19 protein-coding genes, 16 tRNA genes, 1 rRNA gene and 3 pseudogenes are annotated in these 23,402 nt (G+C 37.9%); 29 read left to right on the top strand and 10 right to left on the bottom strand.

Features of this window, described 5'->3' with window-relative positions; all coding sequences use genetic code 11:
• Positions 1 to 141: 141 nt before the first annotated feature.
• From rrf to FXF70_RS12210, 17 genes are all read left to right on the top strand, one after another.
• A 5S ribosomal RNA gene (gene rrf, locus FXF70_RS12290) occupies positions 142 to 257 on the top strand.
• A gap of 9 nt (positions 258 to 266) precedes the next feature.
• Positions 267 to 341: transfer RNA gene (locus FXF70_RS12285), tRNA-Asn, on the top strand.
• A 4-nt stretch (positions 342 to 345) separates the two neighbouring features.
• Positions 346 to 436: transfer RNA gene (locus FXF70_RS12280), tRNA-Ser, on the top strand.
• Positions 437 to 453: 17 nt separating this feature from the next.
• Positions 454 to 528: transfer RNA gene (locus tag FXF70_RS12275), tRNA-Glu, on the top strand.
• Positions 529 to 560: 32 nt separating this feature from the next.
• Positions 561 to 636: transfer RNA gene (locus tag FXF70_RS12270), tRNA-Val, on the top strand.
• 15 nt (positions 637 to 651) lie between these two features.
• Positions 652 to 728: transfer RNA gene (locus FXF70_RS12265), tRNA-Met, on the top strand.
• Between the two features lie 14 nt (positions 729 to 742).
• A tRNA-Asp gene (locus FXF70_RS12260) sits at positions 743 to 819 on the top strand.
• 19 nt (positions 820 to 838) lie between these two features.
• Positions 839 to 914 (top strand) — tRNA-Phe (locus tag FXF70_RS12255).
• 6 nt (positions 915 to 920) lie between these two features.
• Positions 921 to 993 (top strand) — tRNA-Thr (locus FXF70_RS12250).
• 15 nt (positions 994 to 1,008) lie between these two features.
• Positions 1,009 to 1,093, top strand: a tRNA-Tyr gene (locus FXF70_RS12245).
• A gap of 13 nt (positions 1,094 to 1,106) precedes the next feature.
• Positions 1,107 to 1,180: transfer RNA gene (locus FXF70_RS12240), tRNA-Trp, on the top strand.
• 24 nt (positions 1,181 to 1,204) lie between these two features.
• Positions 1,205 to 1,280, top strand: a tRNA-His gene (locus FXF70_RS12235).
• Between the two features lie 9 nt (positions 1,281 to 1,289).
• Positions 1,290 to 1,361: transfer RNA gene (locus FXF70_RS12230), tRNA-Gln, on the top strand.
• 7 nt (positions 1,362 to 1,368) lie between these two features.
• Positions 1,369 to 1,443: transfer RNA gene (locus FXF70_RS12225), tRNA-Gly, on the top strand.
• A gap of 5 nt (positions 1,444 to 1,448) precedes the next feature.
• Positions 1,449 to 1,519: transfer RNA gene (locus tag FXF70_RS12220), tRNA-Cys, on the top strand.
• Positions 1,520 to 1,533: 14 nt separating this feature from the next.
• Positions 1,534 to 1,622: transfer RNA gene (locus FXF70_RS12215), tRNA-Leu, on the top strand.
• A 37-nt stretch (positions 1,623 to 1,659) separates the two neighbouring features.
• Positions 1,660 to 1,741: transfer RNA gene (locus FXF70_RS12210), tRNA-Leu, on the top strand.
• A 137-nt stretch (positions 1,742 to 1,878) separates the two neighbouring features.
• Here the strand turns inward: FXF70_RS12210 and FXF70_RS19485 are convergent.
• Together FXF70_RS19485 and FXF70_RS12190 are read right to left on the bottom strand one after the other, a co-directional pair.
• Positions 1,879 to 2,988 (bottom strand): annotated as a pseudogene (locus tag FXF70_RS19485) (tyrosine-type recombinase/integrase).
• A gap of 102 nt (positions 2,989 to 3,090) precedes the next feature.
• Positions 3,091 to 3,336: a DUF771 domain-containing protein gene (locus FXF70_RS12190; protein WP_084231759.1), complete on the bottom strand. Its 246-nt coding sequence runs from the start codon at positions 3,334 to 3,336 to the stop codon at positions 3,091 to 3,093.
• 72 nt (positions 3,337 to 3,408) lie between these two features.
• Here FXF70_RS12190 and FXF70_RS19080 point away from each other — a divergent pair, with 72 nt between their 5' ends.
• The 8 genes from FXF70_RS19080 to FXF70_RS12155 all read left to right on the top strand — a co-directional run bounded on the left by FXF70_RS19080 (position 3,409) and on the right by FXF70_RS12155 (position 13,993).
• Positions 3,409 to 3,564 (top strand): hypothetical protein, encoded by a 156-nt coding sequence (locus FXF70_RS19080; RefSeq protein ID WP_160282809.1) that lies wholly within the window; start codon positions 3,409 to 3,411, stop codon positions 3,562 to 3,564.
• An 807-nt stretch (positions 3,565 to 4,371) separates the two neighbouring features.
• Positions 4,372 to 4,734: an AAA family ATPase gene (locus FXF70_RS12185; protein WP_041507566.1), complete on the top strand. Its 363-nt coding sequence runs from the start codon at positions 4,372 to 4,374 to the stop codon at positions 4,732 to 4,734.
• Between the two features lie 504 nt (positions 4,735 to 5,238).
• The gene (locus tag FXF70_RS12180) at positions 5,239 to 6,054 is read left to right on the top strand and encodes an HNH endonuclease (RefSeq protein ID WP_052472196.1); all 816 of its coding nucleotides are present in this window, start codon (positions 5,239 to 5,241) and stop codon (positions 6,052 to 6,054) included.
• Positions 6,055 to 6,610: 556 nt separating this feature from the next.
• Positions 6,611 to 9,436, top strand: coding sequence for a Z1 domain-containing protein (locus FXF70_RS12175; RefSeq protein ID WP_160282807.1), 2,826 nt, complete (start codon positions 6,611 to 6,613; stop codon positions 9,434 to 9,436).
• On the top strand, positions 9,436 to 11,442 hold the full coding sequence (locus FXF70_RS12170; RefSeq protein WP_052472194.1) for a hypothetical protein: 2,007 nt from the start codon (positions 9,436 to 9,438) through the stop codon (positions 11,440 to 11,442). Before FXF70_RS12175 ends, FXF70_RS12170 begins: the two co-directional genes overlap by 1 nt.
• Entirely contained in the window at positions 11,435 to 12,379 is a 945-nt protein-coding gene (locus tag FXF70_RS12165; RefSeq protein ID WP_041507565.1) for a hypothetical protein, read from the top strand. Before FXF70_RS12170 ends, FXF70_RS12165 begins: the two co-directional genes overlap by 8 nt.
• Positions 12,379 to 13,110, top strand: a complete 732-nt coding sequence (locus FXF70_RS12160; protein WP_052472193.1) for a DUF6339 family protein — start codon at positions 12,379 to 12,381, stop codon at positions 13,108 to 13,110. Before FXF70_RS12165 ends, FXF70_RS12160 begins: the two co-directional genes overlap by 1 nt.
• The gene (locus FXF70_RS12155) at positions 13,088 to 13,993 is read left to right on the top strand and encodes a PD-(D/E)XK motif protein (protein WP_041507564.1); all 906 of its coding nucleotides are present in this window, start codon (positions 13,088 to 13,090) and stop codon (positions 13,991 to 13,993) included. The genes FXF70_RS12160 and FXF70_RS12155 overlap by 23 nt, the downstream gene beginning before the upstream one ends.
• A 499-nt stretch (positions 13,994 to 14,492) precedes the next feature.
• On the opposite strand, the gene FXF70_RS12150 is transcribed toward FXF70_RS12155, so the two are convergent.
• Complete coding sequence (locus FXF70_RS12150; RefSeq protein ID WP_052472192.1) at positions 14,493 to 15,470, bottom strand: restriction endonuclease PLD domain-containing protein; 978 nt, start codon at positions 15,468 to 15,470, stop codon at positions 14,493 to 14,495.
• Positions 15,471 to 15,663: 193 nt separating this feature from the next.
• Between FXF70_RS12150 and FXF70_RS12145 the strand changes: the two are divergent.
• Both FXF70_RS12145 and FXF70_RS19355 read left to right on the top strand, forming a co-directional pair.
• Positions 15,664 to 16,560: pseudogene (locus tag FXF70_RS12145) on the top strand (DNA cytosine methyltransferase); the annotation flags it as partial.
• Between the two features lie 12 nt (positions 16,561 to 16,572).
• Positions 16,573 to 16,872 (top strand): annotated as a pseudogene (locus FXF70_RS19355) (DNA cytosine methyltransferase); the annotation flags it as partial.
• A 206-nt stretch (positions 16,873 to 17,078) separates the two neighbouring features.
• Here the strand turns inward: FXF70_RS19355 and FXF70_RS19270 are convergent.
• Both FXF70_RS19270 and FXF70_RS19350 read right to left on the bottom strand, forming a co-directional pair.
• A complete protein-coding gene (locus FXF70_RS19270) occupies positions 17,079 to 17,210 on the bottom strand; it encodes a hypothetical protein (RefSeq protein WP_262368832.1) in 132 nt (43 codons plus the stop codon).
• Positions 17,211 to 17,497: 287 nt separating this feature from the next.
• Positions 17,498 to 17,749 carry a hypothetical protein gene (locus tag FXF70_RS19350; protein ID WP_310504001.1) on the bottom strand — a complete coding sequence of 84 codons (252 nt, stop codon included), beginning with the start codon at positions 17,747 to 17,749 and terminating at the stop codon, positions 17,498 to 17,500.
• An 880-nt stretch (positions 17,750 to 18,629) separates the two neighbouring features.
• Here FXF70_RS19350 and FXF70_RS12135 point away from each other — a divergent pair.
• Together FXF70_RS12135 and FXF70_RS12130 are read left to right on the top strand one after the other, a co-directional pair.
• Complete coding sequence (locus tag FXF70_RS12135; protein WP_148780313.1) at positions 18,630 to 19,424, top strand: phosphotransferase; 795 nt, start codon at positions 18,630 to 18,632, stop codon at positions 19,422 to 19,424.
• Between the two features lie 119 nt (positions 19,425 to 19,543).
• Positions 19,544 to 20,248 (top strand): hypothetical protein, encoded by a 705-nt coding sequence (locus FXF70_RS12130; RefSeq protein WP_148780312.1) that lies wholly within the window; start codon positions 19,544 to 19,546, stop codon positions 20,246 to 20,248.
• Between the two features lie 42 nt (positions 20,249 to 20,290).
• Here the strand turns inward: FXF70_RS12130 and FXF70_RS12125 are convergent, their stop codons facing one another.
• From FXF70_RS12125 to FXF70_RS12105, 5 genes are all read right to left on the bottom strand, one after another.
• The gene (locus FXF70_RS12125; RefSeq protein WP_148780311.1) at positions 20,291 to 20,836 is read right to left on the bottom strand and encodes a histidine phosphatase family protein; all 546 of its coding nucleotides are present in this window, start codon (positions 20,834 to 20,836) and stop codon (positions 20,291 to 20,293) included.
• Positions 20,837 to 20,907: 71 nt separating this feature from the next.
• On the bottom strand, positions 20,908 to 21,099 hold the full coding sequence (locus tag FXF70_RS12120; RefSeq protein ID WP_017360392.1) for a hypothetical protein: 192 nt from the start codon (positions 21,097 to 21,099) through the stop codon (positions 20,908 to 20,910).
• Between the two features lie 117 nt (positions 21,100 to 21,216).
• A complete protein-coding gene (locus tag FXF70_RS12115) occupies positions 21,217 to 21,510 on the bottom strand; it encodes a hypothetical protein (RefSeq protein ID WP_057079776.1) in 294 nt (97 codons plus the stop codon).
• 64 nt (positions 21,511 to 21,574) lie between these two features.
• Positions 21,575 to 22,264, bottom strand: a complete 690-nt coding sequence (locus FXF70_RS12110; protein ID WP_148780310.1) for a DUF1963 domain-containing protein — start codon at positions 22,262 to 22,264, stop codon at positions 21,575 to 21,577.
• A gap of 18 nt (positions 22,265 to 22,282) precedes the next feature.
• Positions 22,283 to 23,092: a DUF2262 domain-containing protein gene (locus FXF70_RS12105; protein ID WP_148780309.1), complete on the bottom strand. Its 810-nt coding sequence runs from the start codon at positions 23,090 to 23,092 to the stop codon at positions 22,283 to 22,285.
• Positions 23,093 to 23,402 lie beyond the last annotated feature (310 nt).

The raw sequence follows: 23,402 nt of genomic DNA, 5'->3' as shown, positions 1-23,402 counted from the left end.
GACAGATACTAATAGATCGAGGACTTAACCTATATTCTAATGTGAAAAATGAACATTGTTATCTAGTTTTGAGAGAATATTTTTAAAATATCTCTTGATTTATTTTCAATACATAGTATAATATCTTTTGTCACTAAATTGTCTGGTGATGATGGCGAAGAGGTCACACCCGTTCCCATACCGAACACGGAAGTTAAGCTCTTCAGCGCCGATGGTAGTTGGGGGTTTCCCCCTGTGAGAGTAGGACATCGCCAGGCTTTCTTCATTCCGCAGTAGCTCAGTGGTAGAGCTATCGGCTGTTAACCGATCGGTCGTAGGTTCGAATCCTACCTGCGGAGCCAATTTGGAGAGCTGTCCGAGTGGCCGAAGGAGCACGATTGGAAATCGTGTAGGCGGTAACCCCGTCTCAAGGGTTCGAATCCCTTGCTCTCCGCCACAATTTACATAATAAAGGGCCCGTTGGTCAAGCGGTTAAGACACCGCCCTTTCACGGCGGTAACACGGGTTCGAATCCCGTACGGGTCACCATTTTTATAGAAATACATACCAGCATTTTATTCGGAGGATTAGCTCAGCTGGGAGAGCATCTGCCTTACAAGCAGAGGGTCGGCGGTTCGAGCCCGTCATCCTCCACCATATCTTTTATATCGTCGCGGGGTGGAGCAGTTCGGTAGCTCGTCGGGCTCATAACCCGAAGGTCGCAGGTTCAAATCCTGCCCCCGCAACCAAATTTCTCTTTATTGGTCCGGTAGTTCAGTTGGTTAGAATGCCTGCCTGTCACGCAGGAGGTCGCGGGTTCGAGTCCCGTCCGGACCGCCATTTTTTAAAAAGAATACTTGGCTCGGTAGCTCAGTTGGTAGAGCAACGGACTGAAAATCCGTGTGTCGGCGGTTCGATTCCGTCCCGAGCCACCACTATTTGCCGGTGTAGCTCAATTGGTAGAGCAACTGACTTGTAATCAGTAGGTTGGGGGTTCAAGTCCTCTTGCCGGCACTGTTTTTCAAATGTGGAGGGGTAGCGAAGTGGCTAAACGCGGCGGACTGTAAATCCGCTCCCTCCGGGTTCGGCGGTTCGAATCCGCCCCCCTCCACCATTTTTATTTTCATAGGGGCATAGTTTAACGGTAGAACAGAGGTCTCCAAAACCTCCGGTGTGGGTTCGATTCCTACTGCCCCTGCCAATTATATGATTCATTACATCTATGGCGGTTGTGGCGAAGTGGTTAACGCACCAGATTGTGGCTCTGGCACTCGTGGGTTCGATTCCCATCAATCGCCCCATTTTATTATTGGGCTATAGCCAAGCGGTAAGGCAACGGACTTTGACTCCGTCATGCGTTGGTTCGAATCCAGCTAGCCCAGTTGATATGCGGAAGTAGTTCAGTGGTAGAACACCACCTTGCCAAGGTGGGGGTCGCGGGTTCGAATCCCGTCTTCCGCTCCAATTATGGCGGCATAGCCAAGTGGTAAGGCAGAGGTCTGCAAAACCTTTATCCCCGGTTCAAATCCGGGTGTCGCCTTTTTTGAAAAGACTGCCGGGGTGGTGGAATTGGCAGACACACAGGACTTAAAATCCTGCGGTAGGTGACTACCGTGCCGGTTCAAGTCCGGCCCTCGGCACCATTTTTTATTATTATAAGTTGCGCTCTTTAATGATCATGCCGGTGTGGCGGAATTGGCAGACGCGCACGACTCAAAATCGTGTTCCTCACGGAGTGCCGGTTCGACCCCGGCCACCGGTATTTTTAGATTAATTTATGCTAAGATTAATTATTCAAAAAAGCTCATGAATCCTTTATCTTAAAGGATTTTTGAGCTTTTTATTTTTTTGAACTATACGATAGAAACCGATAGAATTTCAAATCATTTTACACATTTTTTACACAATCATATTCTCGAAAGTATTAATTGTTCCAAGCTCGTCTTTTTCTCGTAACTCTTTAATGACGTGAGTGTATGCCCTTAACTTTGTATCAATGTCACCATGTCCAAGTCTTTCACTTACATAATAAATTGAAACTTTTTTATACAACAATAAGCTGGCATGAGTATGCCGTAATCCGTGCATGGTAATTGGATCTATCCGAAGATCAGTTAATATATTTCTTAACAGCTTATTTGCATTAGTATTGCTGATTACTTTGTATTTGGAAGATGGGCTATAAAAGACTAACTGATGAATATTAGTAGGAATACTTTTAAATAGCTCTTTAAAATGTCCCATGGTCTTGCCATCCATTTTAATTGTTCGATTTGATTGCTCATTTTTTGTTGGACCAAACCCTTCAGGATGTCTTTTCAAATAGCCCCAAGTTTTATTGATTTTGATTGTATTATTAACAAAATCAAAATCGTTTCTCGTTAACCCTACAAGCTCTCCAAAGCGCATTCCTGATGTTAAACCTAGTAGAAGTAAGGAATAACCCAATCCTTTTTCAAGACGCTTCCAGATCTCTTTTAACAACAATTCACTTTCTTTCTAGTGTAAGTACTTTTCATCAGGTTTTTTAGCAAGCGTTGTAAAGGTTATTTTAGCATTTCTTGTAAAGTCACGATGTATGATTTGTTCATCCACTGCATCCTTCACACAAGCACGGATATGGGTATTGACCTTTTCAACGGTTTCCTTAGCTTTATTAGAACCGAATTCATTGATAAACATCTGATAATCATATCTAGTGATTTCCTGCAATGGTTTACTGCCGAAAAATGTTCTTATTGCCCTAGATGTGTATTCATAATGCATACGAGTAGTAACACTTATATTTGTCTTATAAAGATTCACCCATTTGTCAAAATACTCATCTATTGGAACTGGAGTTAGGTGCGGAAGCAAACCTTAGCTTAGTTTTGATTCTATTTCTGCAGCTGCTATTTGAGCTTCTTTCTTTGTGCGAAATCCTCCTTTACGAATAGATTTTGATTTTCCATTTACAGTACGACTGACGGTAAACTGATATGTTTTACCTCTCTTTTGAATGCTAGCCATATTATCCCCTCACTTTTAAAATAGGGGTAGACAGCCGAAATAGGTTACCCCTATCTTAACAAGTCTTATTTAAATTTTGTAATTACACTGTATGAATAATTTTTAGCTGCTGAATATTTGTTGAAAATTCCTCTCCAAAAACTCAGCCATTTTTGTAGCTTGAAAACACCATGTTTGCCCCTTTGTTCTTGGATAATAGACAAACCCGCCATATTCCACATCAAGTAATGTTCCAAACTTTTTTGGATAAAGTATATTCTCTTTAATCCATTCATGTTTTCTATTAATTCTTACTTCAAGATCTCTGATAAAACGCTCAGGCGTCAAGTATAGGTAGATCAACTGCATTGTTGGACTATCGATAATATATTGGCGTACTGGGCGTTTTTTGTATGTAAAATTTGAAGGAGGACTAATTAAATGAAGAATATTTCACTAGCATTTTCTGATGCGGAATCGACAGAAAGAATGGAGCAAGTTCAAAGAACAAGGCAAAAGTGGATTGAAGAAGGTGAGCAGCTTTTAAAGTGGCGAGAAAAGTTAGGGTTATCAAGAGCATTTATTGCTCTCGAGTAACGGGAGTGAACTATGGAAGAATAACCAGGATAGAGTTTGGGGAACCAGTCAAAGAAGCAAAGTTAATAAGGCAGGTATATAAATTGACATTAGAAAAAGTAGAAATACTAGAAATACTAAGAGCGATGGATAGAGATAGAGTATTAAAAAGAACTGGAATCATATCATCTTTATATTCTCTTAACTAGGTCAGGGGGCTAATCAATCACTGAGCGTCAATAATGATTAGTCCTCTCTGAAACTGATATTAGTTCTAATTACATTTAAACTAGGTGTAAGGGAAGGAATTTGTATCGTTTTATAAAAACGAAGAGAACGTGATAAAATCAAGGCTTTTATAAGGGAATAAATTAAACGATAAAAGTCTTGACAATCAAGGGATTAGGAACCGTTGATTTCTCAATGTCCTGAAAAATTATAACACGTGGATTTCCAAAGGATGTTTAATAAAGCAAAATCAGCGGTAATACTATTTGTTTACGCATTTTTCAACAAAATATGTGATATAGCTCAAAAATCCGAGTAATAAAAGTAGTTGTGGGAGGAGTATGTAGTTTTCTATTCTATTACTTTTTCATCGATCATATTTCATATGTCTGTCAAATGTTTTTTTGAACTCAGATATAGCCTCACGGGCAATATTCAATAGACCCTTAGCAAAAGCAAAGTGTGTTTTTACAAGTTTACTTTCTTTTGTGTATTTCTACACGTCAATAGGTAAATCTTTTAAAAAATTAAATTTGATATAATGGATCAGGATATATTTGGGTATTATAACCAGAAATATTAAAAAGTAGGTGTTTATTGTTGTCCGAGTTTAAAATAAAAATATCTAATTTTAGATCTATTTTCAACCTTACAGTGGATTGTAAAAACGGGGAACTTTTAATAGTTTGCGGTCCTAATAACATTGTAAAAACAAATTTTTTAAGAGCGCTTGATTTATTCTTTTATTTAGATAAAGATAAGTTCAATCATGAAATTGATATTCCATACCACATTGCGGAGGGTTCTTACGGAGGCGGTAGTAAGTCCCAAATTACTGTGGAATTCGGTAATCAATCTGGGGATATTTATACTATTACAACTAAGTATTCCAGAAGTAGAAGTGAGAACATTTTTCAAATGAATGGGAAAAAAATACGACAGAACTCAGTATTGTTGAAATAAAAGGTTTTTTATCAAATTTTAAATTTACTTATATTCAATCAAATAATATAGATTTACCTAGTCTTATAGCTACATATTTTACTGATGAAATTTTACCTGGTTTGGACAGGCTCCGGAGAAGACAGACAGAGCTATTAACATCATTAAATGAATTTATGTTAAAATCCAAACAATTGGAGCGTTATTTAGTGATCAACCATATGAAGCAGTCCAAAATTAAGCCGCTTGTACATCAATAGGAAAAGCAACCATTAAATGGTTGTATAAAATTTTAAGGTATTTAAAAGATTTGGAAATACCAATGATGTCTTCATAACATTCACTTAGGCTATTGGTGGCAAGGACAATAAGCGATTAAAATCTCCAAAAGAAAATAGAGAAGTTTGCACAAGGATTAGGAACATTTTCCTTTACATATTGACCAATTGAAAAAGAATATTGTGAATAATGGTCAGAACAATTTGTAAAAAACAGATAGCTTCGAAATGTCTTGGAGGGAGAACTATGTCAATAGATATGGAAAGTTTAGTAAAAGGCGAAAAATATAATCGTGATGCGCTAGCTTCATTATGGGGTTACAAAAAACGCCAAGCGATAAGCCGTGGCATTGTTACACCAGCAAATCAGAAAATAATTATTTTATTTGTAACTAAAATAAAGCAAAAATCCGATACTCAGTATCAGGATTACTTTATTGAAGAAGGCTTGTTGCATTTGGAAGGAGAAACAAGCCATACGAATGATGAAAGGCTTATTAATGCTGGATCCCAGAATGATTCTATTTATTTATTTTACAGAGAAATACATCATACCCCATTTATCTATTATGGTAGGGTATTTTTAGTTGACTATAAAGTTTATGCTGATAAGCCCTCAATTTTTATTTTATCAACAACCAAAAGTATGGCAGTAGGCGCTAGGGCTTACGCAACTGAAATGAACAAGACAAGTTTGATTGAAGATGATTTTATACCTGACCAGGAAGGCGCAAAAAGAGTCAAAACACATGTAAGTTATGAAAGGAGTTTAAAAAACCGAGCAAAGGCAATCGAAATACATGGGACGGTTTGCAAAGCATGTGGTTTTGACTTTAATTTGTTTTACGGAAGAGATTTGGCTTTCCATTTTATCGAAATCCATCATGTAATCCAACTTTCGGAACTTCGGGAGGGAACAAGTATTAATCCTGAAACTGATTTGGTTCCTCTATGTTCAAACTGCCACAGTATGATTCATCGTAAAAGGGAAAGTACCCTGTCGGTAGAAGAGCTAACAATGGCGATTGAAAAAAGAAGGAAGCAAGTGCTATTAAAATTATAAAAGACCTAGTTGGAATTCCTTATCAAAGGGGTTCCATTTTTATCATGATAGATATTAATCATTTCTTCCTTTTTAGAGACTCCAGCAGAAAAGATTTAGACTGAACGCAAATGATTTCGCTCAACTACAGAGAAATAGTGCAGATCCGGTTATCTACTTCATAATTTCCTCCAATATACAATCATCTGAAAAAGTTGAAGGCATGACATGGTTAATAATTAAAATGATTTTTCTCCTAGAATACCAATTTCTTAAAGAATTGTAGTAAAATTATTATTATATGGCTAGGGCGTAATATTTGCACCGGGAAATAGTGCCCATTAGAAATAGAGGTGGGAAATCCTAATGGGCATAACTGTAACGATGCTCTTTAAATCCTTTAAAACTGGGAGAATTGGTGGCACTCAATGAAGCCATCATTGAAAATATGCCCGAACAAATAATAGATTTTAAAAAATAGAAAGAGAGGTTAATAATAATAGATATGAACCTGATAAATGTTATGAACGATTTTTCTTCCCCAAAGTATGATGAGCATCGAATGGCAGTCGAAAGGTTGCGTAAAAAAGGACGGGACTGGAATTTTATTAAATATTACGGTAAGCATGATGTAGAGGGGCTAAAATATAAACTTGAATTATTACAAGAAGCCGATCAGATTCCCGAAGATTTGAATGCACAAATGTGGATGGCGATCGTAGATTTTTTGCGTGAGGCAGAAGAGCGAGAACAGTTGATTGAAGAGAAAATTGCCAATAATCGTATTTTAAGTCGTCGGATAGATAATGATTTGACGATTCCTACTAGCGCTGCAAGTAGCTGGATATTATATAAGAACAAGTTAATCCAACAACGTTGGACTGATGAATCGATAAAAGATGTTGAAAATACAACAATCAGTATTTTAAGAAAGCTCCGGGTAGAGACAGAGAATCCGATAAAAGGTTTAACCATTGGTCATGTGCAGTCAGGTAAAACAGCAAGTATGGCTGCATTAATGGCAATGGCAGCTGATTGGGAGTTTAATTTATTCATCGTTTTATCCGGAACAATTGAAAATTTGCGTAAACAAACAGAAGAACGTCTCATGGATGACTTGAAAAATCCAGGAAATCTTTCTTGGGAACGTTTAAGTCAGCTTTCATTAAAGCCGGGTTCTTCCCATAAAGTCAGCAGTCTTTTATTGAATGAAAGGTCACGTGACCGTTACTTAAATGTATGCTTGAAAAATAAGACACGATTAAATGATTTAATTCAATGGTTAAAAGAAGATGGAAAAAAGCTTTCTCAAATGCGTATTTTGATTATTGATGATGAATCCGACCAAGGTGGAATAAATACAAATGATGTAAATGATTCCTTGGCGGAACGAACAGCATTGAATAAAGCAATTGTAGAACTCGTGAATATTCAAGCAAATGATGGTTCGAAACCATTGAGTATGAATTACGTCAGTTATACAGCTACACCTTATGCTAATTTTTTAAATGAAGCTTCACAAGAGTCCTTATACCCACGTGATTTTGTTGCTGTTCTAAATCCGGCGAAAGAATATTTTGGTGCCAAACAAATTTTTGGTTTAGACAATAATGAATATTATCGCGGGTTGCCAATTGTTCGTGAAATTACCATTAACGACCGTGATTTAGTAGTAGGTGGTATTCATAAAGGAGAGGAATCATATTTACCACAATCATTTGAAGATGCACTCCATTGGTTTTTATTAGCTACTTCCATTATGCGTTATCGTAAATATAAAAAGCCGATAAGTATGCTTGTCCATACGAGTCAAAAGCAAATACATCATCAAATTTTTGCTGATTTAATCAACTCGTATTTCAGAAGTACATCGAAAGCGCAAATTATTGAAAATTGTAAATTATTATATGAACAAGAGCAAAAAAAACTTACAAAAGAAGACTTTGAAATGGAGTTTGAAGTTTATCCAAATAAAGAGGATGTAAAAGATTATCCGCCATTTGAAAAAATTGAAGAAGAGCTAAAACGTTTAATCCGTCAATATCCTTCTCACATCAATGTGTTAGAAGATACAAAACGATTGGAATATCATGACGGATTACATTTATGCATCGATAACTGTGCAAATAATGGTATAACGGAAGATTTAGAGCATGTACGTTTAGTATATCCAGATCCAAAATCACCAAATTACCCTGCTCCAGCACCAGCATTTATTGTTATTGGTGGTAGTACATTATCGCGCGGTTTAACTATTGAGGGGTTAGTAAGCACATATTTCCTTCGTACGACCTCTCAGGCAGATACGTTACTTCAAATGGGGCGTTTCTTTGGTTATCGTAAAGGTTATGAAATGTTACCGCGTATTTGGCTAACAAAGGATACAGAAGCGAAATTTAGATTTATGGCTACCCTTGAGGAAGAATTACGTGAGGATATTGAAACATATATTTTAGAAGGTATGGATGCCAATGAATACGGACCAAAAATTAAAAACTCACCGAAAGTATCATGGTTGCGAATTACAGCAAAAAAACGTATGCAAAGTGCAGAGGAAATCGATTTGGACTTCTCTGGGACATCGAGTCAGACCATTGTATTTGATGATGATGCAGTTATTCAGAGACAAAATATCAATGTAACCGAACAATTTCTAAATTATTTAGGTTCGCCAAATGAAACACGGAATAATCGGGGTCTCTATTGGGTAGATGTGCCGTTCCAACAAATTATGGATGACTTTTTCCGTAAATTCACATTTAGTCAGAATAGTGAATTCTCTAATATTGAAACCTTTTTTAAATGGTATCAAAAGAAACAAACGGAAGCCGGTTTTACTAACTGGAATGTCGTTTTATCTAGCAGTGGTAAGTTAGATGATCTCACACATAAACAATGGATAGTCTGTGGTCGTGGTGTAGGGCTAGCTACACGTAGTCGTCGTGGATCGGCTACTGGCGAAAAAATTAATATTGGTGTGTTACGTACTCCATCTGATTTATATGCAGATATGACGAAAGAAATGTATGACTCTATTCCAGAGGAATTTAAGTTAACACAAGCTGGGAAAGCAAAGCGCGCACATATTGAAGATCAATTAGAAGAAATTGATCAAAAACAGCAAAAGAAAAGTGTTGTAAATGAAATACGTAAAGTTGCCGGTATTGGTTTAACACCTCAGCTACTTATATATCGTATTGATAAAGATTCAAAATTTGAAAAAAGACAAAGCCCAAATACAAAAGAAGCTGATAGACGTTATGACTTAAATGCTTCAGAAGATTTAATTGGTGTTAGTTTGTTTGTTCCGGGGTATCGTTCGGGCAAAAATTTAGCTACAAAATTGTCAATTCGAATTGAGAATCCAATGGGTGAGACTGAAACGGAAGAAGGAAATGAGTAATGCAAATTGAGATTGCAGAGATTGGGAAAATGTCCCAAACCGGCAGTTCATTATTAAAACTTATTCAGAATAACGATTTACCGATTTTAGATTTACTTGTCCGTGAAGCTGTGCAAAATAGTTTAGATGCGGGTATTCGTGTAGAAGGGCATGACTCTGTGTATGTGGACATTGGCATCAAGGATGTCAATGTCCCGAACTTTGCTAAACATTTGGATGGAATTACAGATCGATTAATCGAAAAGTATGGAGCCTCCCCACAAAAGGCGATTTATATTGAAGATGCCAATACAACCGGATTAACGGGTTCATTAGACTTTAAACGTTCACCAAATGGCAATATTTTTAAACTAATCTATGGGATTAGCATGGCACAAGAAACACCAGGTGCTGGCGGGTCTTGGGGATTAGGGAAAACTGTTTATTTCCGTATAGGCATTGGCTTAGTTGTTTACTATACACATATTTTAAATGACAATGGTTGTTACGAGCATCGTTTAGCTGTGACATTAGTAGAAAACGAGAAAATGCCGGATCCGATTATTCCAAGATCCGCCGGAAAAGTCCCGAGCGGAATTGCCTGGTGGGGACAACGGATATCATCTGATCAATATGATACTATTCCAATTACAGATCAAGTATTGATTCGAGATATTTTACAATCCTTATCTATTGAGCCGTTTGAGGGCGACCGTCTTGGTACAAAAATCATAATTCCATTTATTGATGAACAGCAGTTACTAATTAAGCACGAAATCAATCCAGATGAAAACAAGCCATGGGAATCAAATGTAGTCGATTATATACGAGTGGGAATGCAACGTTGGTATGCACCGCGCTTAGCTAATAAAAAATATTATTATGGAAAATATTTAGACGGGCATGTCAATGGAGAGAGGCTAGAAAAGGACGATTTTTTACCAGTATTCTTTGAGTTACAATTAATGTACAACGCAGCTGTACTCGGTGGTAATTCAAATCGTTATTTTATCAATGACATTCAAATTCGTAATTACTTTGAACACAATAAAGTAAATAACGCGGGGCGAGTAGCGTATAGGAAGTTCACGATGAAGGAGCTAGATATGCTAGCACCTTTAAATGGTCCGAGTCCATTTACATGTGTGAATAAGAAGAATCCGGATGTTGAGCAAAATGCTCCAATAATGGCTTATGCAAGAAGACCGGGAATGATTGTGAATTATGAAACAGATGGCGAATGGTGTAAAGGACTGGGTGCAACAGAAGAGAACGAATATTTAGTTGCTATTTTTGTGCCAAATTCCAATACGAAATTACTGAATCCAGAAAATGATGTCGTAGATTTAGAGGGCTATTTACGAAAAAGTGAGATGGCAGATCACACCACTTGGACAGACCTTATTATAAAAAGTAAACCGTTTGATATTGTTGAGAAAATTCGAGCACAAGCTCGCCGTAAAATCAAAGCGTCATTTGAAAATAAAAAAGAAGTGAAAGAAAAGCAATCTCTTAATAAACTAGCACGCAATGTTGGAAAGATGCTATTACCGCCGACCGGATTTGGACGTCGTGCTTCCAGTCGTAATCGAGCGGGCGGTCCGAAGTCCCCCACTATTAGAGGTAATCGTGGCAATAGTTTTACGATTGTATCACAAAAATATTTAGAAACTGGTACTTTAGAAGTTCATTTTCAATTGAAACTAGCAAAAAATGTTGCTGCTTTTACAATAGAGTTATATATTGCTTCCGAAGGTGGGAAAATCTCAGCAATGGATTGGGAATCAGTAGATAGTGTAGGGACACCATTCCCTGCACAAATTACGTACTATTCTTTCCCAAATACTATGGGTCTATTTGGGAGATCCTCTGCTCAAAAAAGTGACAGCAAAGTGTTGCATGCTATACGTATTGAGAAAAGCGAAGTGCCAGTTGAATGTTCAGGTATATTAGTATTCACTTGTACTGACCCTCATGTGCAAGTCGAAATGTTGATGAAGCCAGAAGGAAGTGTAGACAATGGCTAATAAGATTAGCATGCATCGACTTTATGATGAGGCTATGGAAGAATTGTTAGATGTCTCGATAGATTTCCAGTTCTTTTACAGGGGTGAAGATGGTAGAGAATATGTCCTCAATCAAACTGAAGACTATGAATATAAAACATTGTTGAGTAATGAAGATGATAGCTGGGACTATGTAGAAAATGGTTTTGGGCTCTCAGGCAATTTAAAACTAGGATGTCCATCCAGTTTGTTTGGACCAACACAATTGATAAATAGTGATGCCGAGTTAGGGATTGCGATGCAATGGCTGTCAAAGCAATCTTCTCAGCGCGGTGTTATCCCGGTTGGAACCATTACAAGTACAACGCCGAATGGTTTGATTATACCTATTGATTATTATTTCCCAAACGATAAATTATTTGGCGAAGTATATATTTCAATTGTCATTTATTTAAAAAAAGCGAGCCGCAATGGAATGCATGGACAATCACAACTACCAGGTACGATCTTAGGGAAGTTAGTAGAATGGGCTATTATTTTAGATGGATCTGGTTCGACATTCCCGATTGTGCTTGTAAATGAACCGGATAAACCTTTATGGTATGTCGACTTCAATTATACCGAGCCTTTAGTTGAACCGTTTGACAAAGAATATATCGCGATTTATTTAAATAAAGCACATGTCGCATTCCCGTCGATTCAAAACCCGAAAACGAAGCTCGATCAAACATTATATGTGGAGTTTTTAGCAAGCGCCCTTCAGCTTATATTGCAAAACTTGATGGAATGTCCAGATTGGTACGATATTCAAGACGGGAGAAACTGCGAAGAAGGTTCTATTGGGCAAGTCATGCATTATTTTAAAACAACTCTGAATTGGGATTTCGATACGCCAGAAAAACTTGCGATGTCTCTTCGCAAAGATTTAGAGACAAGAGTAAAGACAGGTGAAATGTAGTGTGGGAAAGTGTGGTATATACAAAAGCACAAGCAAAATTTAAGTTTCAGCAAATTATGTCCGAACCGGAAAACTGTGCACCACGACAAGTCAAAGCGCCTTTTGATCATCTGCGTGAAATCATGATGAATGAAAAAAAAACATTTTTAATGGATGGAATGAAGAAAATTAATTCTTATGCATTTGATTTGCATATGGGATTGTTATTGTACCATGTACTAAAAAAATATTACCGCTTTAATGAGAGATTAGCGGCTCAAGATGAGATATGGCGTTATTTATCGTTAGAAGTATTTCCGGACTTAGTATACGAACGTTATGGGATGAATGATCAACGTTTTTTTAAAGGAACACGTCGTATTTGGCTGAAAGGTATTTGGTGGTATATTCATCTTTCTTGGCAAGGAACAGAGGAAGAAACGCTCGATACATTAAAAGATAATTCGTCGGATGAAATCCTACAGCTACTCGACCGTTCAGGCATCGGCGGTTATCGTTTGGAACTGACACGCGAAATTATGCGTCAGTATAAAATACATGCTAGTAGCAAAGTTCCACAATTATTTCGTCGTGTGTTGAAATTAAACACCGCAAGGTTAAATATGATTGAACCTAATTTAGTAGAAGGTGGCATAGAAACATACGTAACAGATTTGTATAATTATTTTTTTAATGATTTTTGCACAATTGGAGAAAAGAGTCCGGTATATGGAAACATTACAAAAAATTAGAGATAGGTTCGCTTATTTTCGAATATCTGCAAAACGTTCCATTGCGTTCAAAGAGCTTTATTATTGGATTATAAAAATTGATGGGATGCAAGGTGTTGCAATTGAAATCCCGACAGATAAATATGTAAATGAGCGGTTTGCCAGCATATCTTATTATACGAAGGAAATTGTAGTTGGCGGTGAAGAACGGCATTTATTAATGTTGCTATCTGATCATCCGAAGTTATACGATGATTTTGCAATTATTTGTTCCGGCTTTTTAGAGAAGATACTCTATGCAGAATCCTATCAAGAAATCAAACAGAATCCAATCTCATGGTGGCATTCGATGAAAGAACTGATGGGCAATGCCAATATTGAAAAGGCAACCTATAGTGTAATAGCAGAAATGCTAAGTTATTATCATTTGCTTAAAGAAGAAAGGGACGTTTCTTGGGTTGGACCATTTGGTGGTTCTATTGATTTTAATTGTAATGATGGTAGTTATGAGGTGAAATCGACTGTAGCACGATATGGTTCAAAAATTACAATTAATAGTCAATACCAGCTAAAAGCAAAATATTTGTTATTTTATCGTTTTGAGCCAGATGTACACGGCATTTCAATTCAGGATATGGTAACAAAATTAGTAGAATTGGGAGTAGAAAAATCGGAAATAGAACGTGCACTTGAAAAGCTAAAATATCCACTTGGCAGTGAGGTTCGAAGAAAATCATATCGCCTGCTCGAAGTAAAGAAATATGAAGTCGATGAAAGCTTCCCAAAAATCGTACCAGAAAGTTTTAAAGATGAACAGTTGCCAAAACATATTAGCGGACTCGTTTATACATTAGATTTAGATGGTTTGAATGGGGCAGTTATCGACTTGAAGGAATTCCAATAGAAATAGTGATGTTTTTTTAAAATGAACATCAAGGACGTAATTTCAACGCTCCAGAGAAAGCAAAGAAGGTTTTGCCAAGATAACTCAATTCAGAAAGCGCCTCTTCAGAGGCGCTTTTAAAATTAATTCGAGTAAGGAGTGGGTGAAAAATCAAACAGACCACTTTTTCCGGTTATTAAACAAAGGGAGTTTATCATTCACACTTACTTTGGTGGTAAGTTGTTTTTTTTCATTCCGGTTCGAAAGAAAAACCCACCCAAATAATTAGTGAAAAGTGACGATAATCCTCCTATATACTGAGAATATGAGGTCTCAAAAATAACTGTAACACATATATGTTAAGGTTAGTTTTTTGCATATAAAGTTGATGTAAATACCGGGAAAAGAATTATTATACTAATACTTAATCGCTGTTCCGGAGAACAAAGCAACGCCAATCTGCCCACCGTAAACGCCAGCCAGTCATAGTAATGGCATACGCGCCAATACTCGTCTTTCTTTACACTCCAAAATCCATGAAATAGGTTTCATTATCAATTTTATAGACTCTCACACTTGTTCTTCCGTAAGCGATGACATCCTGTGCGTCTACTCTCCCGCCGAAAGGAACACCAATCCGGTTACGGAAATACCTTCCCATGAGGCTGTTGTTTTCATGGGTATGTATGGCTTTTCGGTTGGCCTGAGCCATAACGCACATCAGCCGCTCTCCATCATCTGTAACTATAGTAAACTCCTGCTCAAGCGGAGGGAAGAAGTCAGGGTCTGCGGCGTGAATTGTGGATGAAACGGGAATGTACGCCTGATTCCGTTCTCTTCCTTCGCGTTGCCCCCAGTTAAGCCCGCTTCTTTCATGGATGGCAGTATCGTTATTCAGAAGTAGAGGTAGATCCACATACGGCAGATGATGCAGATGACGGTAATCCCTTCGGTCCGATCCGTAAGTTTTCTGCTGAATGGTAACAATTCTTTCATGATTTCTTATTGTCCGCCTGATAAACATATCATGGAATCTGATATGTTGTTCAATTGTCGGGTCGGTGCAGCTTAGGCAATCGGGAACATCAAACACTTCTTCAATATTGTCATGATTCGCTTCTACAATAAGTTCCGTTTGGTCTCTGAATCCTCCCCAAGAGAAGTTCGCCGAGCCGACGTATGTCATGGAGTCCTGAAATAAGCCTCCATTATGCCAATGGTAGATTTTATTGTGAACAGGAGGCAGGCTTGTTTTATAACTGATGCTAATCCGAGGATTTTCGTTCATGATTTGCTGATAGCGTTCATGATCCCAACGTCTAATTCCATCTTGTTTGCTCATTCCGATAATAAGTTCAATTTCAATCTCAGGGTATCTGTTCAAAATGTGATACAAAAAAGCGCTGGATGCATACCCGGAGAGGATTCGCAGTTTACGGTAGCCCCGTTCGTAAGGAACGCGAAAAACACGCTCTTCCAAATTATTGATAAGGTACATTTTATTTCCCCCAATTCTATTAAATTACACTATTAATTTAATAATAATTAAATTTGGTTAGCATGTCATCTATTAAAATGGGAATCCATTCCTTTGTATCAGAAACTTTTTTTGATAGAGTAGGTAGTGTATAATAATATTTACGACAAATACTACAAACGTAGGAGAGTTATAGAATGATTTTCGAAAAGGAGAACTGTTCTGCGGTCCGGGCGGATTATCGCTCGGAGCAAAAGAAGCAGTTGTATTAGATGAAAATGGACAAGTTGTTTTAGACGAAAACGGAGAAGAATATAAAGTAGTACATGCATGGGCGAATGATTTTCATGAAGATACATGCAAAACTTTCCGCCTTAATATCGTTGGTAATGATGAGGATACTGTAACTGTAAAGCATGGGGACGTAAAAGAACTTGATATTAAATCCCTTCCGCCCATCGATTTCTTCGCGTTCGGATTCCCATGCAACGATTTCAGTTTAGTGGGCGAAACCAAGGGACTTGATGGTAAATATGGCGGACTATACAGGTACGGAATAAAGTTATTGAATCACCATCAGCCAAGTGTGTTTGTAGACGAAAATGTAGGCGGATTAGAAGGCGCCAATGAAGGAAAAGCATTCGTCCAAATCTTAAAAGCAATGGAAGAAGCAGGAGAGTTCGGCTTTAATATTACGCCTCATAAGTACCGCTTTGAGGAGTATGGCGTGCCGCAAGCGCGTCACCGCATTATAATCGTCGGCATTCGAAAAGATTTAGGGCTGAGATTTCTGGTTCCAAATGCTCCTTTTAAAAACAAGGAACAATGGATGATAGCAAAAGAAGCATTGGAAAGTGAGCCGATTGAAAAGGATGCCCTTAATCATGAATTCACAAACCATCACCCTAAGGTTGTGAAAATGCTGGATGAAATCCTTCCAGGGGATAACTGCTGGGTAGATTACCTCTCCCCGGAATTGCGGCTAAATGTGAAGGGCGCGAAAATGAGTAACATTTACAGACGTTTACACCCTGAGGAACCAGCATATACTGTTACAGGAAGCGGCGGAGGCGGAACACATATGTACCATTACGACGAGCCAAGAGCATAAACGAATCGAGAGAGGGCGCGTCTCCAGACTTTCCCGGACTGGTTCGAATTCATCGGTGTAAAAGAAAGTGTCAGAAGGCAAATCGGCATGGCGGTTCCTCCAAAGGGAGCGAAAGTGATTGTGGAAGCCATTTTAAAAACGTTCGCAAAAGTTCCATACGAAACGGAAGATGCCAAATGGGACGAAGAACATATTCAGGAGATGCTGGCATCAGGGGAAAACAAAAAGAAGAGGCGTTCCGGCAAAATCAAAAATAAAAAAGAAGCGCCGGAAGGTCAGACTGAACTCGAGTTGGAAGAAACAAAGGCATAAAGGAGCAAAAGCATGTTCTGTAAAGAATGCCACTTATAGAAGAATACTCTAAAGGTTAAAAGACAAAATCAGCTACCAGTGGCTTTGCGACGTTGAATGCCTTGAGTGCGGAAAGGTTTAAAATTCCCAGCCATATGATTTTTGGACAAACAATCAACAAAGCCAGAAACTTAAAAAAAGGAGATCGAAATTGATCTCCTTTTTTGTTAGTCATAGATTTTAATGTAATGTCCTTCATCTGCCAATTTTTCCGTATGTGCCACTTTAAAATCCTTTAATGCTTTTACTACATATTCGCCTAATTCTTCTGCGCTGGAACCGGTAACGACAACTTCCATATGCTGATATAATTCCTGAATAACTATTGCCAGGTCCTGTACCGTTCCGATTGTTTCCACTTTTTTTATAAGAATCCTCACTTTTTCTTGTTTTCTCCTGTTATTTTAACATCAATCATATTAGGGTGTGATATTTTTAAATTATCAATGAAGGAAATAATATCATTGATTGACTGGTTAAAATCTTCTTTCACCTGATGCTCCCATATTCTTTTTATTTGCCAACCTTTATCCAGATAGTAGGCGGTTACTTCCTTATCCCTTTTAACGTTCCGTTCCAATTTTTCCTAGTAATCCATATTGCTTTTCGGTATGTTTCCGTGTATGGGGCAAGCGTGCCAGAAGTAGCTATCAATAAAAATGACGACTTTATATTTTTTGATGGCAATGTCTGGTTTACCTTTGAGGTCTTTTACATTTCTTCTGAACCTTATACTCTTGCTCCATAATTGCTTCGTTATTTTATCTTCCAATTTTGAAACAGACTTAATTGCCTGCATGTTTTTTGTTCTATTTTCTTTCGAGATCCTGTCAGCCATTTGGATCACACCACCGTCATATAAAAGTTTATTGCTTGATGTGCCTTTTTAATAAAGGGTATCAAAAAACAAATCAAAAGTACAAAAAGGAGGAAGGTAAGGAGAAGTAAGATAAATAAATAGTTAGAAAATTTAAACGTATATCTACATATTCAAAATTTCCGGAGCTATTTGATTTGGACATACTAAATGGGAAAAGAGAAATTGTTATATCTGATGATTATGGTCAGCAAGATTTTGAGGCGATAACTTCCAAAATATGCTCTTTTACAAGGTCAAAATAAGCTTTAGAATTACCGTACATCCACTGCACTGTTGTCAGTGCTCGTCAACACAATTAAGCCATGGATAATATTTGATATGTAGAAATGTTCATAAAAAGTCAAGTTATGACATTTTTGTTAACGCTATGATAAATATTTAACGAAAGTAGAAAACAATCATGCTCTTTTAATATTTATAAATAAAAATCCTTTTACACAAGTTTTACACTTTAACCGAATAAAACCTTGTAATATCAATACTAATTAACCTATTTCGACCCCGACCACCGGTATTAATTAAAAGTTTCATGATTGGTTTTTACCATGAATCTAACGTTTCACCCTCGTGGTGAAACGTTTTTTTGTGGTTTAAATGAGTTATTTAGATGAAAATAGAATCCTATTAGAACAGAATGAGCATGTACTACTTTTAACAGAATAAACTTTAGATGATTTGCAACATTTGGTACGATACATTTAACCATATAAGGAATCAAAATGGAGTAGCGCATTCACATAAAACAGTGAATTACCTTTGTGTAACTAAATGAATATTTGTGGGTACATACACATCTTTAGCTTGCATCATCATTGTGACCCAGTTTGGGGGAGAATTTATGAAAAAACAAAATGATCATGAAGAGTTATTGACAGGTGGAAATGTCTCCAACGTATATCGTTCAGGAGATACGGTTCGCAGAGAGGGAAAGTCAGACAATATGAATATACAAAAGCTGCTAAAGCATTTAGAAAAAAAGAATTTCTCCTATGCTCCAACTTTTTTAGGGGTTGATGAAAAAGGTAGAGAGATCTTGTCCTTCATTGAAGGGGTGGTCGGTCATGATCCCTTAAAAGAATACATGTGCTCTCACAATGCTTTAAAAGAAATAGCGAAAATGCTTAGACTGTACCATGATGCTGTTTGTGATTTTCCCATTTCAGACGATTGGGAACGAATGGACAATACGCCTAACAACATAGAGGTTGTGTGCCATAATGATTTTGCGATGTACAATATTATTTTCAACAATAAAAAGCCAGTGGGAATCATTGATTTTGATGTAGCTGCCCCTGGTCCAAGGCTTTGGGATATTGCATATACCCTTTATACATGTGTGCCTCTCAGTAGGTTTTTTCGTACTGAAACAGGGGAGGTCGCAAATTATCATTCATTAGAGCATGCAGCCCATATAAAGTATAGAGTCAAACTGTTTTTTGAAGCTTATGGTGAGGAAATACCAGAAGATTATGTGGACATGGTGTTGCTGCGTTTAGAAGGTTTATGTCAATACATGAAACGAAAAGCGAGTAAAGGGGATAGAGCCTTTCAAAAAATGATTCATGACGGGCACCTTGAACATTATCAAAAAGACATACAATTCATTCATGAACACAGAAAAGAATGGGTTTGAGGATGCCAAGGGTTTTATAAAAGAAAAAGGACAACTCATCTTTTTACTAGTTTCATGTGGATGTTACAATTGGTTATAATAGTTCAATAGAATGAATGTAAAGAGGCGGAGTTGTTATCTTGCAAACGAAGACGATATTACAGACTATTATTGAAGATGAGCGATCACATGATTATCCGCTTTTTAGACAGTACTGTGTCAGGAAAGAACAGGGTCTGCGTAAAGATGCGTTAAAGGTTCTTCAGTCTTTTGTTGAAGAGATGAATAAGAACGAATTTACAGCACGGCGTTCATTTGTTGCTTGGCTGTTTGATTACATTGAACGTTTTGAGGATGGTCATCATTTGCTTGTGTATCCATTGGTAAATGGGGTGATCCACCCTGTTCTTCAAGAGTGGGAAAATATTGATCCAATGGATGTGAGACCGTATCGATGGCAAGGCTTGTTTGTGCATCAGGGGGAAGGGCTGCCCTATTTATTGAAGGCACTAGAGCTGGGAGGCAGCAAAGAGCAGCGAGTGATTGTTCAAATTTGCGAAACATATTTCTCGGCTTTGTGGTATTCGTTTCATCATATACATGAAGATCTTTATTTAAGCACCTATGAGAAAGATCATGAGCGAATTCAAGGGATTCAAGATGTCATGAAACTGATCGAAGATAAAAATGTTCAAAGCAATGTTGAAAAACTAGCAGTCTACTATAACCAGCTTTTATCGGACTGGAAGGAATTTCAGCAGACGGAGACAAGAGGCTTTGTGAAATGGTGTGCGGATCGTAAGAAGCCCTATGAGTGGGTACAGACATTTTACTATAATCAATAGTTGTTTTTCATAAGAAAAAGGCTGGGGTCAACCCTGCCTTTTTTATTTATGCCATATTCTTTCTATTTCTACATGGTCTGCTTTAAAATATTTCAGGATGTAGACATCTGGATTGCTTAGTTGTTCCCACTCCTTGAATCCAATTGCGGGATCGGCGTGTTTTAGAAGCAGGCTCATAATATTGCCATGAGTGGCGAATAAAGTATGATCTCTTCCTAATTTTATTTGTTCATAGAGTGCCTCTATAATACGATTCATCGCTTCTTGGCTCGATTCTCCGCCTTCACAGGTCATATGCAAGTCCGAAAAACTGAGCTTTAGTTTTTCATACCAATCCTTCATTGGTTGACTGCTTAACCTACGTTCAGAGAGACGTTTGTCAATTTGTACCTTTATCTGTTTGGCATGAGCAAGGGGTTCAGCGGTTTGAATCGCTCGTTTATAAGGACTTGAGATGATCTGGTTGAGCTGAATGCCGGAAAAAAGCTGTGCGAGTTCATGCGATTGTGTGATGCCTTGAGTCGTTAAAGACGCATCCTCGGATTGTCCATCTGCTTGACAGTGTCTGACGAAATAATATGTCTTCATAGGGTGTACACCTTCCTCTAAGTATAAAAAAATCATCCAATATTGGATGAGGGTTCACGAAAGTTTAGGTTCTATTTGTTCGTGTCTGCTTCTTTGTATGGATCTATGAGTTTGGAGGTTAGGTCTAAGTTGAACAAAAAATCATCTATGGTGTCTGTGCCAAAGGGAAGGGTGGAAAAATTAATTGGGATGCTGTCTTCTTGCGTTTCTGAAGTAATCGGCTGTTTGTGCTGCTTTTTTCTCCAGTTCTTAAACAAGCGCATGTGAGGCCCCCTTTTCTATAAAAAGATGGATTTATACATAATATACGGGGAGAGTTGTCCGAGCGTCAATTGTTTTCTTCAAAAGGATTTATTACATTTGTACGGAAAGAGCCACAGCTAAGTGCGGATCTTTCCGTGTTTTGACGTGGCACGGTGTATGGCTTGTTGTACCTTTCGTTCGCATCTGATGTTGTATGGCTTCTTATGGAGTTTACTCGTCTTAAATTGACCAATTACACGGCGGACTCCTTGATCATAAATGATCAGCTCTCTGCTCGTTTGATCATTTAATAACGCTTGAAACCAGCTGTATTTTTTTAGCTGTGCTGCATTTCGTGATATCTCATCTTCATCTACCTGTAGAAAAGGGATATACAGAGCAAGATTGAAGATGTCTAAAATGAATCCCATATCACTAGCCCCCTTCATATCGTTTATTACGTTTAGAAAGGGGAATGGTTCCTTTCAATTGGTTTTAAAAACAATCCCAGTGCATGAACCATTCTTTATTGTCTTTGTCGTAATAGAAATACATCGTGCCGTTATCACCAATCATGAACCGAGGTTTTTCTTCTGAGGCGATTTGTAGCATGAATTCTCCTGACATCTGGTGGGGAGGAGATTGGATGTAAGCTCCGTATCCACCGATTTTTGTGAACGAGTAATTTGAGTAATGCTCGAAGAAATGATCTGTCGCTTCTTCACTTTCATTAACCTCTGATAAGTCAACGTATGACCAAGCTTCCTCCCAGCATGGATAATCCGGTTGTTCCCCTTCGAGCCACTCTATCTGGAAAGGTTTCATTCCTTTCACTTCTTCAGGGGTCTCAGCGATTTCTAATCCTTCCATTGATGAATATTCAATGAGTTTCCAGCCCTCACCGTTTTTGGCGATATCGATCGGAAGGGTTTTCTTGTTGATGAAAATTTGAATCAACTTACATTCATCAAAGCCGTTCATTCCCCCTGGTACTTCGGGTAAATACATTTGTAAAATGGGAATCATAGCTCCATCTTGATCTGCCGGCCACCCTTTATCACGTTGGATGAAAAAATGACCAGCAAACCAGCTGTACTTAGATGGATCAGGGCGAAACCCGCCTATTTTGGCTACAATAGGTGTTTTTCCTAGTTGATTTAATTCGTCAAAAGCTTTGATCTTCATTTATCCATCCCCCATTCTTTAGCCAGCAATGTGTGCATCTTGAAACGTTCCATTCATATTGCCAGAGACAATGATGACATGTCCCCAAAATAAATCTCCGTCATGATAGTAGGCTTCGAATTCTCCATTTGGATAAGCATGGAGGCTTTCAAGAGAGATGCGGCTGATAAATTGATCCGGTGTGATCTCTTTTGAATTTTCAGCGGAGTCGTCTTGTTCCTGCCAATCTTTTGCTAGTTCAATCAGCTGATTTGCTGCATATGACTTCATGGAGGCATCCCATGTTGTCTGCTCTTCTACGAGTTGTCTAGCCGTTTTCAGAGAGTCATTCATTTCTTCCTCTTCTTCAAGATTGAAGTAAAGAAGGCACTCCTCATTGCCCCACTGGATGGTTGTTTCAAATAAGTCCAGTCCTTTCACTAATTCAAAAGTACCCAGCTTGTCATCGTGGTAAAAGATAGGTTGTTGAGCTTCTTCTAATATTTCTTGAAGTTCCTTATCTTCAGTATCTGTATCAACAAGTGAAACGAGCATAAATTCACCTTCACCTTCACCTTTACGTACTTGAAGTGTGACGATAGATTCTTTATGTAATTGCGCTTGTTTTTCCCGTAATCCCTTTTCATCTGTTAACCAGCACAGTCTCACTTTTTCGGTTATGATGCGGTCTTTTTCCTTCCATGCAATGAGTGGGATTGAAGCAGTCCAAAGAGTTTCTTTTCCCGCTTTTCCTGCGCCGACTCCAGAAGGTCCTGTAACAGCCATGATGTCTATCACTTCTTCTGAGAATCTTTGTTCAAATATGTTGACTTGTTTGTTTGATTTCATAGGATGTCCCCCAGCTTGATTTATTTGATGGAGCTATACCTTTATCACACCGTACATTGGCAGGGGAAATCAAGCTTTTTTTGCTTAAAACTGTTTTTTCGGTTTGTGGTAGCAGAGAGGATACATGGATTGCTGGAGGTTGAGTCACAATAAAAAAGCAAATTGGTTCGGATTTTGTATAAATTTGGCTAAGTGAGTCGAAAAGCCTAGGTGATTCTTCCTTTTCTTTATAATTACTTTGACACGATTAGATGAAAAAAGTAAAGTAGTACTGAGTGATTTACAAAACCTTCATCATTCTCTGAAACAT

Source organism: Bacillus sp. Y3, from assembly GCF_008123875.1.
GTDB lineage: Bacteria > Bacillota > Bacilli > Bacillales > Bacillaceae > Bacillus > Bacillus altitudinis.
This window is presented reverse-complemented; position numbering and strand designations above follow the sequence as displayed.

Bases quoted from the DNA above. Each gene is read 5' to 3' on its own strand.
- FXF70_RS12105 (WP_148780309.1), bottom strand. From the start codon at position 23,092: ATGAAATCAAACAAACAAGTCAACATATTTGAACAAAGATTCTCAGAA.
- FXF70_RS19080 (WP_160282809.1), top strand. From the start codon at position 3,409: ATGAAGAATATTTCACTAGCATTTTCTGATGCGGAATCGACAGAAAGA.
- FXF70_RS12120 (WP_017360392.1), bottom strand. From the start codon at position 21,099: ATGCGCTTGTTTAAGAACTGGAGAAAAAAGCAGCACAAACAGCCGATT.
- FXF70_RS12180 (WP_052472196.1), top strand. From the start codon at position 5,239: ATGTCAATAGATATGGAAAGTTTAGTAAAAGGCGAAAAATATAATCGT.
- FXF70_RS12125 (WP_148780311.1), bottom strand. From the start codon at position 20,836: ATGAAGACATATTATTTCGTCAGACACTGTCAAGCAGATGGACAATCC.
- FXF70_RS12165 (WP_041507565.1), top strand. From the start codon at position 11,435: ATGGCTAATAAGATTAGCATGCATCGACTTTATGATGAGGCTATGGAA.
- FXF70_RS12170 (WP_052472194.1), top strand. From the start codon at position 9,436: ATGCAAATTGAGATTGCAGAGATTGGGAAAATGTCCCAAACCGGCAGT.
- FXF70_RS12110 (WP_148780310.1), bottom strand. From the start codon at position 22,264: ATGAAGATCAAAGCTTTTGACGAATTAAATCAACTAGGAAAAACACCT.
- FXF70_RS12135 (WP_148780313.1), top strand. From the start codon at position 18,630: ATGAAAAAACAAAATGATCATGAAGAGTTATTGACAGGTGGAAATGTC.
- FXF70_RS12155 (WP_041507564.1), top strand. From the start codon at position 13,088: ATGGAAACATTACAAAAAATTAGAGATAGGTTCGCTTATTTTCGAATA.
- FXF70_RS19270 (WP_262368832.1), bottom strand. From the start codon at position 17,210: ATGGAAGTTGTCGTTACCGGTTCCAGCGCAGAAGAATTAGGCGAATAT.
- FXF70_RS19350 (WP_310504001.1), bottom strand. From the start codon at position 17,749: ATGGCTGACAGGATCTCGAAAGAAAATAGAACAAAAAACATGCAGGCA.
- FXF70_RS12115 (WP_057079776.1), bottom strand. From the start codon at position 21,510: ATGGGATTCATTTTAGACATCTTCAATCTTGCTCTGTATATCCCTTTT.
- FXF70_RS12190 (WP_084231759.1), bottom strand. From the start codon at position 3,336: ATGCAGTTGATCTACCTATACTTGACGCCTGAGCGTTTTATCAGAGAT.
- FXF70_RS12150 (WP_052472192.1), bottom strand. From the start codon at position 15,470: ATGTACCTTATCAATAATTTGGAAGAGCGTGTTTTTCGCGTTCCTTAC.